The organism is Gammaproteobacteria bacterium, from assembly GCA_015709615.1.
Taxonomy (GTDB): Bacteria; Pseudomonadota; Gammaproteobacteria; order Burkholderiales; family Nitrosomonadaceae; genus Nitrosomonas.
Genome location: CP054179.1, coordinates 456559 through 472364, shown reverse-complemented (window position 1 = coordinate 472364; position 15806 = coordinate 456559). Strand labels below are relative to the sequence as shown.

Sequence of the window (15806 nt, the reverse complement as noted above, 5' to 3'; positions counted from 1 at the left end):
CCTTCCCAATCAGCGAGAAATTAAATTCCATGGATATCAGCGCCATTCCCGTCGGTGCCAATGTGCCCGACAACGTCAACGTCATTATTGAAGTTCCAACCGGCGGCGAGCCCGTCAAGTATGAATTCGATAAACGATCCGGCGCTTTGTTTGTCGACCGGATCTTGCATACACCAATGCGCTATCCGGCCAATTATGGTTTTGTTCCGCACACGCTGTGCGATGACGGCGATCCGCTCGATGCGCTGGTGATTGCCCGTTCGCCGTTTCTCGCCGGTTGTGTGGTGCGCGCCCGGCCGATTGCGCTGCTGCACCTCGAAGATGAGCACGGCGGGGATGAAAAGCTGATCTGCGTGCCGGATAACAAAACGTTTCCTTACTACGCGCATGTGGTCGAACGCGACGATCTGCCGGATATCGTGTTTCAGCAGATCGAGCATTTCTTTACGCATTACAAGGATCTCGAACCGGAGAAATGGGTGCGCGTCGGCCGCTGGGGCGATTCCGCCGAAGCGCGTGACATGGTGATGCGGGCAATCGAGATGGCAAAAGCCGCCGGTTGAACTGACAATGGGCGCAACCGATTGATAATTTTCTTACAATGACGGGTGCATGATGTTTAGGTGAGGCTTTCCCGTTGATTTGCCAGGCAGTAGCCAACAGGAGGTGACATATGATGAAAATGGATCGAAGAACACCGCAATTCACTGTATTTTTAATTTCCGTTTGTCTTGCAGTATCACTCGCAGTATCCGGTTGCACGGTAAAACTCATCAGCAGTTATGACGAGATGACCGACAGGGCAGTGACCGATTTACAGCGGAAAACCGAAGCCCACCTGGTGGCACTGGAATCGGTGGAAGGCTTGCCGGAGTGCACCTACGAAAACCACAAGCCATTTTACGATGAAGCCAAGGTTGATATCAGCGCAATCACGGTACGCGCCGCCGCGATTCCAAAAAATGACATCACCACGCAAGAGACGCAGCTGCTGGCTGGGAATTTGGATAATCTCGAGAAACTTCATAAGATTGCGTGCTTATCCAAGGATCAAATCACGCTCGTGCGCTCGCATTTCAATACCAGCTTCACGGCGATTCTGAAACTGGAGTTGGCCAAGCGTCGCGGCGAATAATTGCTGGCCAACGATTGATATCTATCTGAGGAGAACATGATGAGCCTTGATGTGGTTAAATTGGGAAAGGATATACTTGCTGCATTGAACGGCAGCCTTGCGGATAAATGGCCCGATGTCAAAGATTATGGCGAGGCGGAAGCGAAAAAACTTGCACAGACCTTGGTGATGATCGGAACACTGCAAGCCACTGGCAAGATCAATAAGGAACAAGCCGCGCTGCATCTGGAAATGCAAAAAAATGCCACGCGCATGGTGCTGATGACGATTGAAGGGCTCGGCATTCTTGCTGCGGAAGCGGCAATCAACTCGGCGCTTAATGCGGTGAAGGATACTGTCAATAAGGAAATCGGCTTCACGTTACTTTAATGGCCCAACCAAGCAAAATCGGTCATCGCGTTACTATCGGTAAGATTTACTTTGTCCGAGCAAATACCGCCGGTTTTGCCAGCGGTATTTGCTATGGAGCATTTATCGATAGTTGAGTTGCCCGGGAAGAAGATTTTCCCGGAGCGAGAACTGACTCAACCGGCGTGAGAAAAGTTTTTTCTGCGATCTGCGAAAGCGCCAATCAAACCGAGACCTATCAGCAACATGGCGTAAGTTTCGGGCTCCGGAACGGCGATCATGATGGTACGGTCGTCGCCGCTGAAAGGGTGCTGCACATTGACATAAGCCACATTGGGATTGAATTTGTCGAAATAAAGCCCGGTCGGCTCGGCTCCCAAAGTAGACATGGAAGCCCAGCGGCCGATCGATTCGGCGACGCCATCATGATTGGTGTCCGTGGCGAACCAAATGTCAGCTTCGCCGCCAGGTTGATCTTCAATGATGTAAATATTGCCCTTGGCATCGATCGCCAGATTATCCGGATTGTGAAATGTGCTACCTACACTCAGACCTGTTGCTTGATCTAACGTCGTTGTATTGACAAATAAGCTGGCGTTGTTGCTATCAAGATTAAACGAATAAACTTCATCCGTGGTTGTGGTCGCAACATACAAAATCTGATCACCATTGGCCAGTGTCTTTATTTCGAGATCTTCCGGGCGCTGATAGTCGGTGCCCAAAGCATTATTTGCGGATAAACGGCCATCAATGCTGCCGTCGGCATTTAGCACCGAAACACCGGCTAACGCACCGCCATTGGCATCGGTGATCGGCGCCCAAGTAATGGCGCCGGTTGCATTGGCATTGCCGCCGCCGTTCACTTGCATCACGAAAGTTTGACCGGCGGCGAAATAATCATCACCGTTGGTTGCATCCGGTTGGGTGGAAACAAACTTGTAGATGCCGCCACCGTTGACTTCGTCGATAAAGTAAAAGTTATTGTTTTTGTCGAATGCCAGGCCTTCGTGCGATACGTGCGGAATGACAGAGCGTTGCACGAAATGGGAATCGCCCGTACCGGTTGCGGTGATTGAGTTGGTCAGTTCAAACAAGCGGCCTTTGGTGCTGCCGGCGCCCCATGATTCTTCCGCGGTCAGATAAGAACCCCACGGTGTCCAGCGCGAGGCGTCGCCAGAAACGAATCCTTGCGTACCGGGTGCAACGAGGGTTACGGTGCGGGTATTGTAATCGGGGTTGAGCAAGTCAATGCGCTGAACACCGGCGCTGCCCGTTTCAAATGGCATAAACAAGTAACGCCCTGCATTAACTCCGGTTTCGTTAGCTGTGATCATGTCCCAATTACCGCTATTGGCCTGACCCTGCGCCAGCTGGTTGCTGCGGTTGGCAATGGAAAGCTGAATCCAGCTTGGGTTGGCGAGTAGAAACGGACTGGATTCCGCTAACGACCCGGCAGCAACGCTGCCAGGCAATGCGGTAAAATCGTCAAAAGCGGTGCTGGCGGCAACGGTTTGCGATGCTCCGGAAAGCATAATGAGCGTCCCGGAAACGACAGTAGCGAGTATTTTTTGTTTGTACATTGTATTCTCCCGAAAAAATCTAAAAAATTCTTTAATACGATGATAAGTACAGGCAATCCGGCTATCTGCGTTGTGGGGTGTTCGAACCGTTCCTTGCAGATCCTGGATTTTCCGGTTCCCGGCTCACACCGGGTATGGCTTTACAGTACGCGATGGATTATAAGAATGGGATGTGACGTGCCCATTGCAGGACTATTACTGGATCCGGTGAGAATCGCCCGGTACCGCATGTTTCGATGTATTTGCGATAGGGTCTTAGGAAGTTAAGCACTTACTAAAGTGTGCTAACTTTCTGAGATGAATGCTAAAAACAGATACTATTTTCGTTCTCGAATCAGAGAAGCAAAATTCAGGCAACTTATTCGATGTTTTTCGATGGATTTTACTGCTACTGACACAGCCCAATTGACCGGCATTTCTATCCGATCCGTCAATACCATTTATCTTAAAATACGACAGCGAATTGCCCAGAATTGCGAACTTGAATCCCCTCTGCAAGGTTCTGTAGAAGTTGATGAGTCTTACTTTGGTGCCCAGCGAGTCAGGGGTAAAAGGGGGCGGGGCGCTTATGGCAAAACAATAGTCTTTGGTGTGCTTAAACGCCAAGGAAAAGTTTATACAGAGATTGTTCCAGATTGCTCTAAAGCGACATTGCAAGCCATTATCCGTGGGCATGTAGCGCCCGATACCGTAATCCATTCCGATGGATGGCGTGGTTATGACGGATTGGTCGATATCGGCTTTGATAAGCACTTCAGGGTTCACCATGGTGACAATGAGTTTGCCAGTGGCGAGCGGCATATTAATGGTATCGAGTCTTTCTGGAGTTTTGCTAAAAGACGTTTGGCCAAGTTCAATGGTGTGCCCGAACATACTTTCTACCTGCACTTGAAAGAAACCGAATTTCGTTTTAATCATCGCCGTGATAATCTCTATCATGAAATTCTTAAATTGTTACGTTTAAACCCGCTTTAACTTCCTAAGACCCTGCGATAAAAAGGAAAATGAATGAAGTGGTTATTTTTGCCATGCTTGACGCTTGTCTTGCTGGGGTGCCAAATGATTTCAGACGGTAAGCAACGCCCCTCGTTCGATGTCAAATTGATCGGTGTGTGGACGGGTGAATATCTGGAAGAGGGCGGTACATTGAAGCGCTGGAAGCAAACACGCAATGCCGACGGCACCTATATCATCGAATTCAGTTTCACGGAAAAGGATGAAACGGCAAGAGATTTCACCGAATCCGGCCGCTGGTGGATCATGGACGGTTTGTTCCACGAAATTGCCTTGCCTGAAAAGGGTCAGCCGGATAAATACCGCTACTTCTTCAAAAACAAGGATTGTGTCAGCTTTACATTGGTGGAAAGTGAAGGATTCGCCGAGGAGGAAAATAGTTACGTTTTCAGCGAGTGTTTGGAGACGGACTCACCACCGGCTAATTTCAGTAACTCCATTTAATTTCTGAAGCGCGATTATTCTCTGTCAAGGCTTTTCCGCAAGGTATGTGCAGTGGCAGAGAAAATAAGCCATCAGCGCATATGTGCTTCGACGAAAGTGGTTTCCCGGTTGAAATCATCCCAGATGTTAGCCGGTTTGACGAAAGGCGTCGTCGGCACCAAGAATGTCGCAATATCAAAAGCTCCGCTCAGTGTGCGTCCCACGGCATTGGCAATTCCGGTCAATAAACCGACAGTCATGCCGTGAATGACGCCATCCCGGTTGCCGACAATGGTGATCGTTTTAGGTATTTCGACCACACCGGTCACTGCATTCGCAATGCCATTGCCCAATTTCTCAACCACTTTGTCCGGATACTGATCAGCCAATACAAGATTTGGCGCTGCCAGAAACAACACGAACGCGATGAATAAAGCTTGAATCGATTTTTTCATGGTAAATCCCAAAAAATGAATAGAATCGAGCATTTTACCGAAATGCCGGATTATTTTCTTACTTGCCGTCTTGTTTGGCCGGTTGTTTCAGAATGGCAAGAACTCTCTCAACTTCGCGCTCAATGCGGCTTTCCGGGATTTCCCGTTTTTCCAGTTCCATCCTGACCCTATAGGCCATTTCCAAAGCCAGCAGATCCATTGTGTTTTTGTCGCCTTTTTGCGATGCCATCTGATATTCAATCTGGAACCGGTTGATGGCGGCCTTCATGGCATCGTTATTGAGATTCAGGCTGGATAGCGTGGATTCCAATTCATATTTCAGATTTTCGGGTAGAACGGATACCGTCTGGGGAGCTTGTTCCGGCTGATAAGGTATATATTTCGGGATCAAAACCGAGATCATGAACAGCGTAGTGCCTAATCCCGCTGTGACTGCTACAAACTGCCAGAGCTTATATTCCTTTCCGCGCAGTTTGATGGTGTTGATACGTTTTACGCCAAACCAAGCTTGAATGCCTATTCCTATGAGGAACAAAATGGCGCCAAGTGACATAATGACAGGTACTATCGGATGCACAGTTATACTCCTATGTTCTTATCGTAAAGTTCAGTTGCAGTTTGCAGAAAAATTAAATTTTACTGCCACTTTGAACCGCTGGTTGCTGGTGAATCAGTCGGTCAATTTGCTGCGTTAATTTTAGCGCAATATGATACTGAGTTATTAACCGTTTGGTAAGCCGGGAAATCGTATTACCTGAGTATTTGTTCATACTGCTGACAGTTCGTTTTCTGAATGCTGACGATAAAGCTTTGCATGTTTGCCGCCAGATACCGCTTTGCCGTCTAGTCATGACAGGTTACCGTGCGGGGGGTGGCGGAGGGGGATTTCCCGGAGGTGGCGGTGGCGGATTAAAGCCGGATGGTGCCGAAACAGCGCCGCTGCTAGTAGCCGTCGGTGCGCCGCCGGTTATTCTGCCGGATACCGGGACGCGATGTCCTTTAGCATACATGCATTGAATATAACTCATGTCATAGCGGTGCTGATTGACGTACGCCGATGTACTGGCCGCGCCTGAGCCCGCCAACCCGCCTGCGAGCAAGCCGGTGCCGGCGCCGATTGCCGCCCCGCCGTCCGCAATGGCGGTACCGGCCGCTGCCCCCAGTCCGGCGCCAACCGCCGCGCTTTGCACGCCGCTGGATTGCGCCGATTGCCGCGGCGTCAAACCTCCGATTTGTTCATATGCATAGCGGCGGCAATCGTAATCATCATGCCGGAATTGCTCGAAGCTTTTACCGGAACCCGGCAAAGTCATCACGCTGGGACCGGACGGTAAACTGACGCAAGCCGCGAGCATACAGGTTATTGACGACATCAACCATTGTCTGGTTATTTTCATGGTGTTTACTCCATCTTGTGCTTTAGCGCTCAAGGTCAATTGCAGCCGGATACCGGGACAAGCCGATTCATGCGGATCGGTATGTTTCTTTTTACCCGGCATGGCATTCAACAATTACCCCTGTCAAAGAGTAGTAGAAAAAAGGTATCATATAGGATGCAAAATTTTAATAGTGATATATTTTAGGAGAAAATAAGAATGTCGCAAAAACACCCGGTTATCGCCGTTACCGGATCATCAGGCGCAGGTACCTCAACGGTTAAAAACAGCTTTGAACATATTTTCCGCCGCGAGAAATTGAAAGCTGCGATCGTTGAAGGCGATAGCTTTCATCGCTACGATCGCGAATCGATGAAACAAGCCGTGGCCGAATCGGAAAAAAACGGCGGCCGCGCGATCAGCCATTTTGGCCCGGAAGCCAACGAATTTGAGAAACTGGAAGCGCTCTTCAAGGAATATGGCGCGAGCGGCAGCGGCCAAACCCGTTTGTATTTGCACAACGATGAAGAAGCCAAGCCTTGGCAGCAAAAAGCGGGAACATTTACCCCTTGGTCGCCGATTCCTCACGGATCGGATCTGCTGTTTTATGAAGGTCTGCACGGCGGTGCGAAAAGCGACACGGCTGATGTTGCCCAATATGTCGATTTGCTGGTTGGCGTTGTGCCGATCGTGAATCTCGAGTGGATTCAAAAAATATACCGCGACACCAGTGCGCGCGGTTATTCGGCGGAAGCCGTTACACACACCATTTTGCGCCGTATGCACGATTACGTGCATTACATCACGCCGCAATTTTCGCGCACACATATCAATTTCCAGCGTGTGCCCACGGTCGACACTTCCAATCCGTTTATCGCCCGGGAAATTCCGACATTGGACGAGAGTATGGTCGTGATTCGTTTTAGACATCCTGAGACGGCGGATTTTCCATTCCTGCTGCGCATGATCCATGACTCATTCATGTCTCGTCCCAATACCATCGTTGTTCCTGGCGGCAAAATGGGTATGGCGATTGAATTGATATTGACGCCGCTGATTCTGGACATCGTGGCCAAAAGCAGGGCATAGCGGCAGCCGATCAACGATCGATTAATTCATGAATCACGATATCATGAATCAATTCATTTATCGGATTCTGAATTAATCAGCGCATTGACTATGGCTTTCTCACGGTTGGTTTCATGTATAGCCAAGCTTCCGCGGGCTATATGGCTTCATGACTTCTTTATTATCCGATCTTAATCCGCAACAACTCGAAGCCATCACGCTGCCGCATCAATCGGTATTGGTGCTGGCTGGCGCCGGTAGCGGCAAAACACGCGTTCTGACAACACGCATCGCGTATCTGATCCAATCAGGCCAAGTAAGTCCGTACGGTATTCTCGCCGTGACGTTTACCAACAAGGCAGCGAAAGAAATGCTGACGCGTATCACCGCAATGCTGCCGGTCAATCCGCGCGGTATGTGGGTCGGCACGTTTCATGGTTTGTGCCATCGCATGCTGCGAACCCATTATCAAGACGCCGGTTTGCCGCAAGCGTTTCAGATTCTCGACTCCACCGATCAACTGGCTTTAATCAAACGGATTCTGAAAGATTTATCGGCTGACGAGAAGAAATTTCCGCCGCGCCAGGTGCAATGGTTCATTAATAACGCCAAGGAAGCCGGGTTGCGTGCGGCTTATGTTGCAGTGGAAGATGCTTACTCGCGCCGCTTGCAGGAAATGTATCAAGCTTATGAATTGCAATGTCAGAAGGAAGGCGCGGTGGATTTCGCCGAATTGCTGCTGCGCTGTTATGAGTTGCTAAACCGCAATGAAATCCTGTGTCGGCATTACCGCGAGCGTTTTCAACACATTCTGGTAGATGAATTCCAGGATACCAATCCGTTGCAATACAAATGGCTGAAACTGCTCGCCGGCGCGGGAAGCCAAAATGCCGCGGCGGTCTTTGCCGTCGGCGATGACGACCAAAGTATCTATGCGTTCCGTGGCGCTTACAGCGGTAACATGCGCGACTTTGAACATGATTTCGGCATCACCCGGATTATCAAACTGGAACAGAATTACCGTTCGCACGGCAATATCCTGGATGCGGCCAACGCCCTGATTGAAAACAACAGCGAGCGGCTGGGGAAAAATCTCTGGACGGCGGAAGGCAAGGGGGAATTGTTGCGCGTTTATAATGCGCCGAACGATTTCGATGAAGCCGCTTTTATCGTCGATGAGATCAAAACCTTGCACGCGGAAGGTATTGCATTGTCGGAAATAGCGCTGCTGTACCGTTCCAATGCGCAATCGCGCGTGCTGGAACATAGCCTGTTCAATGCCGCGCTGCCGTATCGCGTGTACGGCGGCATGCGATTCTTCGATCGCCAGGAAATCAAGCATGCGCTGGCTTATTTGCGCCTGATTGCCAACCCCGACGATGACAGCGCGCTGCTGCGCGTGATTAATTTCCCAGCGCGCGGCATCGGCGCCCGCAGCCTGGAACAACTGCAGGAAGACGCCAAAGTACACGGCGGCAGTTTGTGGATTGCCGCCGTGCATAAGTGTGGTGGTGAATCGGCAGTGCTGCAGAAATCGCCGGAAACGTTAAAAGGCATTGCGGCGTTCGTGCATTTGATCCTGGCTTTGCAGCAACGCTGTAAAACATTGCCGCTCCCGCAGATCGTCGAACATATGTTGATAGACAGCGGCTTGCTGGCACATTACGGCAAGGAGCGCGAGAGCGCGGAACGGTTGGAAAATTTAAACGAACTGATCAACGCCGCGACCAGTTTTGTGCATGAAGCAGAGAACGACAGTCTGGCGGAGTTTCTCGCGCATGCTTCGCTGGAAGCGGGCGAGCATCAAGCCGGTAGCGGCCAGGATGCATTGCAGTTGATGACGGTGCATGCCGCCAAGGGACTGGAATTTCACAGCGTTTTCTTGAGTGGCCTGGAGGAAGGGTTATTTCCGCACGAAAACAGTCTGAACGAAGTCAACGGCATCGCCGAGGAAAGACGGTTGATGTATGTGGCTATGACACGCGCCCGCCGCCGTTTGTATTTGAGTTTTGCACAAAGCCGCATGCTGCATGGCCAGACTCGCTATCACATCGCATCGCGTTTTCTCGACGAAATCCCGCCACAGTGTTTGAAGTGGTTGCAAGCAACGCCGCGAACGTCTATGAATGCTTATTTTTCCAATGCCGGTAGCGAATCTGCCAGTATTTCAAGAACTTCCTACAATCAGGCAAAATCTTCCGGCGGCGAATGGCGGATTGGGCAGACGGTAACGCATGCCAAATTCGGCACCGGCGTCATCATTAACTACGAAGGCAGCGGCAGCGATGCGCGTGTTCAAGTCAATTTCGATCACGCTGGTACAAAGTGGCTGTTGCTCGAATACGCCAAGCTGACCACAACTTAACAAATTGCGGTTACGCAAAGTTTGATTCACTTTTCAGAATTGTGCGTGGCATCATACTGCCGGCGATGCTCTTCGCTACAGAAGAATTGTTCTTTATCGGCGATGGCTTGATTACGCGGCATATGCACATGACATTGCGCGCATTCCACCCGTTCTTCCGGTACTTCATTTACCGTTGTTTCCGGGGAAGAGGCTTCCCGTTTGATTTCACTGTCGCGCTGATCCGGTTCTTGATTGGAATCGCTCCAGTTGGCTTGCTGAAAATCCGGTTGATAATTTTTGAAGCGGATCGGTTCTCCCAGAAAAATATCTTTGTAGCTGACATAAATGGACGCGAAAATGGTGGGAATCAGAATGACCAGGCCGACGCCATAAGGCATTACGCAAATAATAGTCAGAATAATAAGTGCGAGACCGTACAGTTGGAACGGGATGAAGTTTCTCAGGCAAGCAAAGAAACTCTTTTGCATCGCGATAACCGGCGGCATGTTATGAAATACCACCAATAAAGGTGAGAACCAGGAAGCCATCATCAACGGAATGGACAGCGTCAACGCAATCAGTGACGCCGTGAGAAAGCTGCTCATGACGCCCATCAACACGCTCTCGTCGACCCGCTTGCCGTAGAGCATCATGTCGGTCATTTGCGTGCCGCCGATCAGCATGACCAGGCCGATGATGAGAATCTGCCCGATCAGGTAAATGCCGCCGAGGGTAATGAGCGGTACGGCATTGGTTTTGAAGGCAGCAAACAAATGCGCCATTTCGAGCGATTTGCCTTGTTCCATGTCTTTACATCCGAGCATGATACCAGCCAGAAATACGGGGGAAATCATGGTGAAAAAAAACTGCCCCACCAGCGGGATCAACGATATCGACATTCCGATCAGCAGAAGCGTGAAGCATACAAAAAACCAGGCCAGCGGCGCTCTGCGGAATAAGTAGAATCCGCTTAAGATCCATTGCAATCCTTGTTTTGCGTAGACTTGATGAATTTCCATTAATATTTTCTCCAATTAATCTCGGTAATCAGCTTCAGCAATGCGTCATATCCAGAGCTGCTGCAATTTTGCTGAATTATTTCTATGGTTGATTAATATTTCCCTGAAATGCGCCGGATCCTTGGCGTGCGTCAACTCTCCCGGGCGCGGCAAGTGATAGTCGTACAAACGGGAGATCCAGAAACGCAGTGCGCCGGCACGCAACATGGCGGGCCAAGCTTGGTGCTCGGTTGCGGTGAGCGGCCGCACGGCATGATAAGCTGTGATCAGCATAAGTGTGCGTGTTGCGTCCAGAACTTTATTTTCAGCCATGCACCAATCGTTCACGGTAATTGCCAAGTCATAGAGCAAAGCATCGTTGCAGGCGAAATAAAAATCGATGACGCCGCCGATGGCGGTGCCGGTAAACAGGATATTGTCGCGGAACAGGTCGGCATGGATCACACCGCAGGGTAAGGCGCTGGCTTGCTGCGATTGTTGAAAATCCAGTTCCGTATCGAGCAAGGATTTTTCATCCGCAGAGAGAAAAGGTTTGATTTCAGGCGCTCTGGCTTGCCACCAGGCAAGTCCGCGCGGGTTGGCCATGTTTGCGTAATACGATTTGCCTGCTACATGCATGCGCGCCAACACTGCGCCAACTTCCGCGCAATGCTCCGCCTCCGGATGCATGACGGATTGTCCCGGCAAGCAAGTGACGATCGTCGCCGGTTTGCCGTTCAATTCGCCCAGCAATTTCTGATCCAGCATGGGAACTGGTGCCGGGCAGGGAATATGATGCCGGGATAGATGCGCCATCAGATTCAAATAATACGGTAGCTCATCGCGGGTCAATTTCTCAAACAATGTCAGAACAAATTTGCCTTGCGTGGTCGTGACAAAATAATTGGTATTTTCGATTCCCGATAGGATGCCTTGCAGCTGAATTAATTGACCGAGTGCGTAATTTTTTAACCAAACTGTGAGCTGGCTATCGGTAACGGGTGTAAAAACTGACATGAGTTAGCAGGATAAAAAAGCGAAAATGATGAGACAATACAATTCCATTACGTTACATTCTTGCGCTTTTTAACGGCATCAGAATCTCATGAATTGCCACATCGGCGGACTGACATCGATACCGGCGTCGCCTGGATGCGTGTGAGTGCCCCCCCGGCTGATATTTTTTTTCAAATAATACGGCGGACCGATACGCGGAATCACTTTGATCATCATCAATTCGCCGTTGATGCGATGCTCTTCGATGGTGTCTTCGCCACGCTTGATAATGGTCACTTGTGTTTCCAGTTCGGGATCCGATTGAATGTCCGGCGGCAGCGGCGGAGGATCGGCCAATTCCTTCGGTAACTCGGGAATCTCCGGTAACGGTATCAGATTATCCGGGTGTGCGGGTTTTTTCGCCTGCTTCGGTTGCTCCGGTTGCGCCATGACCGGCAGTGCGGGGCTGAGCAGTAGAATAAAAATAAGCGGGTATAGGTACGTCATGTCGGTCCCGGAGGATCAGGATAATGGGGTATTCTACCTAAAATCATTGCCGCCGGTTAAAGATTGAGCTGAATTTCACGCTCAGCGGCGGTAGGTTCAAATCCGCTGCTTTCATAATATTTGAAAATTGCGCTGACAATTTGATCCGGTTCATCGATGATCTGAATTAGCTGCATGTCGTCTGCCGAAATGCACCCTTCGGCGATCAAGGTATTTTGGAACCACTCCAGTAAGCCGCGCCAGAATGACGAATAAACCAGAATGATCGGCATCTTACGGGTTTTGCCGGTTTGCACCAGTGTTAGCGCTTCCATCAGCTCATCCAAAGTACCGAACCCGCCGGGGAGCACGACGTATGCCGTGGCGAATTTGACGAACATATATTTGCGTGCGAAAAAATGCCGGAAAGTCTGGCTGACATCCTGATAAGCGTTGCGATGTTGTTCGTGCGGCAATTGAATATTCAAGCCGATGCTGGGCGATTTGCCGTAATAGGCGCCTTTATTGGCAGCCTCCATGATACCCGGACCGCCGCCGGAAATAACCGCAAAACCGGCGTCAGACAGTTGTTGGGCAATTTGCTCGGCCAATCGGTAGTGCGGGCTATCGGGGCCGGTGCGCGCGCTGCCGAAAATACTGACAGCGGGCTGGATGGCTTCAAGACGTTCCGTTCCTTCGACAAACTCTGCCATAATTCCAAACAGACGCCACGATTCTTTTGCCGACCAGGGTTTTTCCACGGACGGATGACTGGCCGATTTATCTTGCAGGTTCATAGGAATATTGTATAAATGAAAACATTGCTGCTGGTTGACGGTTCATCCTATTTATATCGCGCTTTCCATGCATTGCCGGATTTGCGTAATCGCAATAACGAACCGACCGGTGCGATTCATGGTGTGCTCAATATGCTGCGGCGCCTGCACAAGGATTACCACGCGGATTATAGCGCGTGCGTGTTTGATGCAAAAGGTAAAACTTTCCGCGACGATTTGTATCCCGACTATAAAGCGCATCGGCCGCCGATGCCGCACGATCTGGCGGCGCAGATCGCACCGCTGCATGCCTGCATCCGCGCCATGGGCTGGCCGATGCTGATCATCGACGGCGTGGAGGCCGATGACGTCATCGGCACTTTGGCGAAACAGGCGGTCGAGACCGGTATGCGCTGCATCATTTCAACCGGTGACAAGGATATCGCGCAATTGGTGAATCCACATGTCACGTTGGTGAACACCATGAGCAATGAAATATTGGATGAAGCCAACGTGCTGGCCAAGTTTGGCGTGCCGCCGCAGCGCATGCTGGATTATCTGATGCTGGTCGGCGATGCGTCCGACAACGTTCCCGGCGTGCAGAAAGTGGGCCCCAAAACGGCAGTCAAATGGCTGACACAATACGGATCGCTGGAAAATCTTGTAGCTCATGCCGGTGAAATCAAAGGCGCGATCGGCGACAATCTGCGCCAGGCGCTGGCTTGGTTCGAGACATCCCGTCAATTGATCACGATCAAGTGCGACGTCGATTTACCGGTCAAAATCACCGATCTTGCAGCGCAGCCGCAAGATACCGGACAACTGATCCAACTCTACGAACAGTTGGACATGAAAGCATCGCTGCGCGAATTGCGCCAGCAAATGACCGCGGATCAATCCGATTCGATTTCAGCAAATGAAAACGGAGCAACGGCAAACGGTAGCGGCAACTGTGATGCTGCGTTGGACGGTCCGGTAACGTATCAAACGATTCTGAACGACAGTGAATTGGATGATTGGTTAATCCGATTGGATGCCGCGCCGTTGGTGTCGGTCGATAGTGAAACGACGAGCCTTAATCCGATGCAAGCAAAATTAGTGGGCATTTCGTTTTGCATTGAGAGCCATCATGCAGCCTATGTTCCGCTGATGCATCACTACACCGGTGTGCCGCCACAACTTGATCTTGACCGGGTGTTGAATAAGCTGAAACCGTGGCTGGAGGACGCGGCAAAGCCCAAGCTGGGGCAAAATCTGAAATACGATAAACATGTGTTTGCCAATCATGGCATCCAACTGAACGGCATTGCGCATGACACGTTGTTGCAATCGTATGTGCTCGAATCGCACCGGCCGCATAACATGGATAGTCTGGCGCTGCGTCATCTGGAAGTGAAAACCGTCAGCTACGACGACGTCACCGGTAAAGGCGCCAATCGCATCGGATTTGATGAGGTGGCGCTTGATATTGCCACGCAGTATGCCGCGGAAGACGCAGATATCACGTTACGCTTGCACCAAACGCTCTATCCCGGTATTCAGAAGGATGAACGGTTGGATTACATTTATCGCGCAATCGAGATGCCGGTTCTGGACGTGTTGTTTGCAATAGAACGCAACGGCGTTTTACTCGATTATCAGCTGTTGCACAAGCAGAGCCGCGAACTGGGTGAGAAATTACAGGCATTGGAGCAACAGGCGCACACCATCGCGGGACAACCCTTCAATCTGAATTCGCCGAAGCAGATTCAGGAGATTTTATTCAATCAACTGAAATTGCCGGTTATTAAAAAAACACCGACCGGTGTGCCTTCCACCGATGAAGATGTACTGCAGCAACTGGCGCTGGATTATCCGTTGCCGAAGCTACTGCTCGATTACCGCAGCCTAGCGAAACTGAAGTCGACGTATACCGACAAATTGCCGCAGATGATGGATCGCGCTACCGGCCGCGTGCATACCAATTATGCGCAGGCGGTTGCCGTAACCGGGCGTCTGGCGAGTTCCGATCCGAATTTGCAGAATATTCCGGTGCGCAGCAGCGAGGGACGCAGAATCCGCGAAGCCTTCATTGCGCCGCCAGGGCACAAAATCATTTCGGCGGATTATTCGCAAATCGAATTGCGCATCATGGCGCACATCTCCCAGGATCAGCGATTGCTCGAAGCTTTCGCCGCCGGAGAGGATATTCACCGCGCAACGGCGGCGGAAATTCTAGGGATTCCGCTGGATCAAGTCGATCCTGAACAGCGCCGTTACGCCAAGGTGATTAATTTCGGTTTGATCTACGGCATGTCGGAATTCGGCCTGGCGGCACAATTGAACATCGAACGCAGCGCCGCGCGCGCGTATATGGAGCGGTATTTTGCCCGTTACCCGGGCGTGGAAAACTATATGCGGTTAACCCGGGAAAAAGCCAGGCAATTCGGTTATGTTGAAACCGTGCTGGGACGCAGGCTGTGGTTACCCGAAATCAATCATAGCAACGGCAATCGCCGCCAAGGCGCGGAGCGGGCGGCTATCAATGCGCCGATGCAAGGCACCGCGGCGGATATCATCAAGCTGGCGATGATTGCGGTGCATCATTGGCTGCAGCAGGCGCAATTGCGCAGCAAATTGATCATGCAGGTGCATGACGAGCTGGTTCTGGAAGTTCCGGATGATGAAGTGGCGTTAGTGAAAAATGCTTTGCCGGATTATATGGGCAATGTGTTGCGGCTGGATGTACCGTTATTGATCGAAGTAGGGGTTGGCGATAATTGGGAGCAGGCACATTAAAATCCTTGTGCCTGCATGGGGCGCGG

General features: G+C 50.8%; 16 protein-coding genes and 1 riboswitch. Of the genes, 8 read left to right on the top strand and 8 right to left on the bottom strand.

Annotated elements, in window-relative coordinates; genetic code table 11:
• Positions 1-29 precede the first annotated feature (29 nt).
• The 3 genes from ppa (at position 30) to HRU77_02320 (ending at position 1504) form a co-directional block, all read left to right on the top strand.
• Complete coding sequence (gene ppa / locus HRU77_02330; protein ID QOJ19637.1) at positions 30-563, top strand: inorganic diphosphatase; 534 nt, start codon at positions 30-32, stop codon at positions 561-563.
• 110 nt (positions 564-673) lie between these two features.
• Positions 674-1135 (top strand): hypothetical protein, encoded by a 462-nt coding sequence (locus tag HRU77_02325; protein QOJ19636.1) that lies wholly within the window; start codon positions 674-676, stop codon positions 1133-1135.
• 39 nt (positions 1136-1174) lie between these two features.
• Complete coding sequence (locus HRU77_02320; protein QOJ22035.1) at positions 1175-1504, top strand: hypothetical protein; 330 nt, start codon at positions 1175-1177, stop codon at positions 1502-1504.
• A gap of 155 nt (positions 1505-1659) precedes the next feature.
• Here HRU77_02320 and HRU77_02315 read toward each other — a convergent pair whose 3' ends face one another.
• Entirely contained in the window at positions 1660-3063 is a 1404-nt protein-coding gene (locus tag HRU77_02315; protein QOJ19635.1) for a DUF839 domain-containing protein, read from the bottom strand.
• A 48-nt stretch (positions 3064-3111) separates the two neighbouring features.
• Positions 3112-3212: riboswitch (cyclic di-GMP riboswitch) on the bottom strand.
• Positions 3213-3360: 148 nt separating this feature from the next.
• On the opposite strand from HRU77_02315, the gene HRU77_02310 reads away from it, so the two are divergent.
• A complete protein-coding gene (locus HRU77_02310; GenBank protein QOJ19634.1) occupies positions 3361-4038 on the top strand; it encodes an IS1595 family transposase in 678 nt (225 codons plus the stop codon).
• Positions 4039-4071: 33 nt separating this feature from the next.
• Positions 4072-4521, top strand: a complete 450-nt coding sequence (locus HRU77_02305; GenBank protein QOJ19633.1) for a hypothetical protein — start codon at positions 4072-4074, stop codon at positions 4519-4521.
• Between the two features lie 71 nt (positions 4522-4592).
• On the opposite strand, the gene HRU77_02300 is transcribed toward HRU77_02305, so the two are convergent.
• The 3 genes from HRU77_02300 to HRU77_02290 form a co-directional block, all read right to left on the bottom strand.
• Positions 4593-4955: an exosortase system-associated protein, TIGR04073 family gene (locus HRU77_02300; protein ID QOJ19632.1), complete on the bottom strand. Its 363-nt coding sequence runs from the start codon at positions 4953-4955 to the stop codon at positions 4593-4595.
• 58 nt (positions 4956-5013) lie between these two features.
• The gene (locus HRU77_02295; protein ID QOJ19631.1) at positions 5014-5532 is read right to left on the bottom strand and encodes a hypothetical protein; all 519 of its coding nucleotides are present in this window, start codon (positions 5530-5532) and stop codon (positions 5014-5016) included.
• A gap of 280 nt (positions 5533-5812) precedes the next feature.
• A complete protein-coding gene (locus tag HRU77_02290) occupies positions 5813-6352 on the bottom strand; it encodes a hypothetical protein (GenBank protein QOJ22034.1) in 540 nt (179 codons plus the stop codon).
• 198 nt (positions 6353-6550) lie between these two features.
• Here HRU77_02290 and HRU77_02285 point away from each other — a divergent pair, with 198 nt between their 5' ends.
• Complete coding sequence (locus HRU77_02285; protein ID QOJ19630.1) at positions 6551-7420, top strand: phosphoribulokinase; 870 nt, start codon at positions 6551-6553, stop codon at positions 7418-7420.
• A 148-nt stretch (positions 7421-7568) separates the two neighbouring features.
• A complete protein-coding gene (locus tag HRU77_02280) occupies positions 7569-9764 on the top strand; it encodes a UvrD-helicase domain-containing protein (protein QOJ19629.1) in 2196 nt (731 codons plus the stop codon).
• Between the two features lie 26 nt (positions 9765-9790).
• Here the strand turns inward: HRU77_02280 and HRU77_02275 are convergent, their stop codons facing one another.
• The 4 genes from HRU77_02275 to HRU77_02260 all read right to left on the bottom strand — a co-directional run bounded on the left by HRU77_02275 (position 9791) and on the right by HRU77_02260 (position 13023).
• The gene (locus HRU77_02275) at positions 9791-10765 is read right to left on the bottom strand and encodes a hypothetical protein (GenBank protein QOJ19628.1); all 975 of its coding nucleotides are present in this window, start codon (positions 10763-10765) and stop codon (positions 9791-9793) included.
• A 45-nt stretch (positions 10766-10810) separates the two neighbouring features.
• Positions 10811-11761, bottom strand: coding sequence for a homoserine kinase (locus tag HRU77_02270; GenBank protein QOJ19627.1), 951 nt, complete (start codon positions 11759-11761; stop codon positions 10811-10813).
• Positions 11762-11839: 78 nt separating this feature from the next.
• Entirely contained in the window at positions 11840-12247 is a 408-nt protein-coding gene (locus HRU77_02265) for a DUF2782 domain-containing protein (protein ID QOJ19626.1), read from the bottom strand.
• 56 nt (positions 12248-12303) lie between these two features.
• Positions 12304-13023: a TIGR00730 family Rossman fold protein gene (locus HRU77_02260; GenBank protein QOJ19625.1), complete on the bottom strand. Its 720-nt coding sequence runs from the start codon at positions 13021-13023 to the stop codon at positions 12304-12306.
• A 15-nt stretch (positions 13024-13038) separates the two neighbouring features.
• Between HRU77_02260 and polA the strand changes: the two genes are divergently transcribed.
• On the top strand, positions 13039-15780 hold the full coding sequence (gene polA, locus HRU77_02255; protein ID QOJ19624.1) for a DNA polymerase I: 2742 nt from the start codon (positions 13039-13041) through the stop codon (positions 15778-15780).
• The last annotated feature ends 26 nt before the right edge of the window (positions 15781-15806 follow it).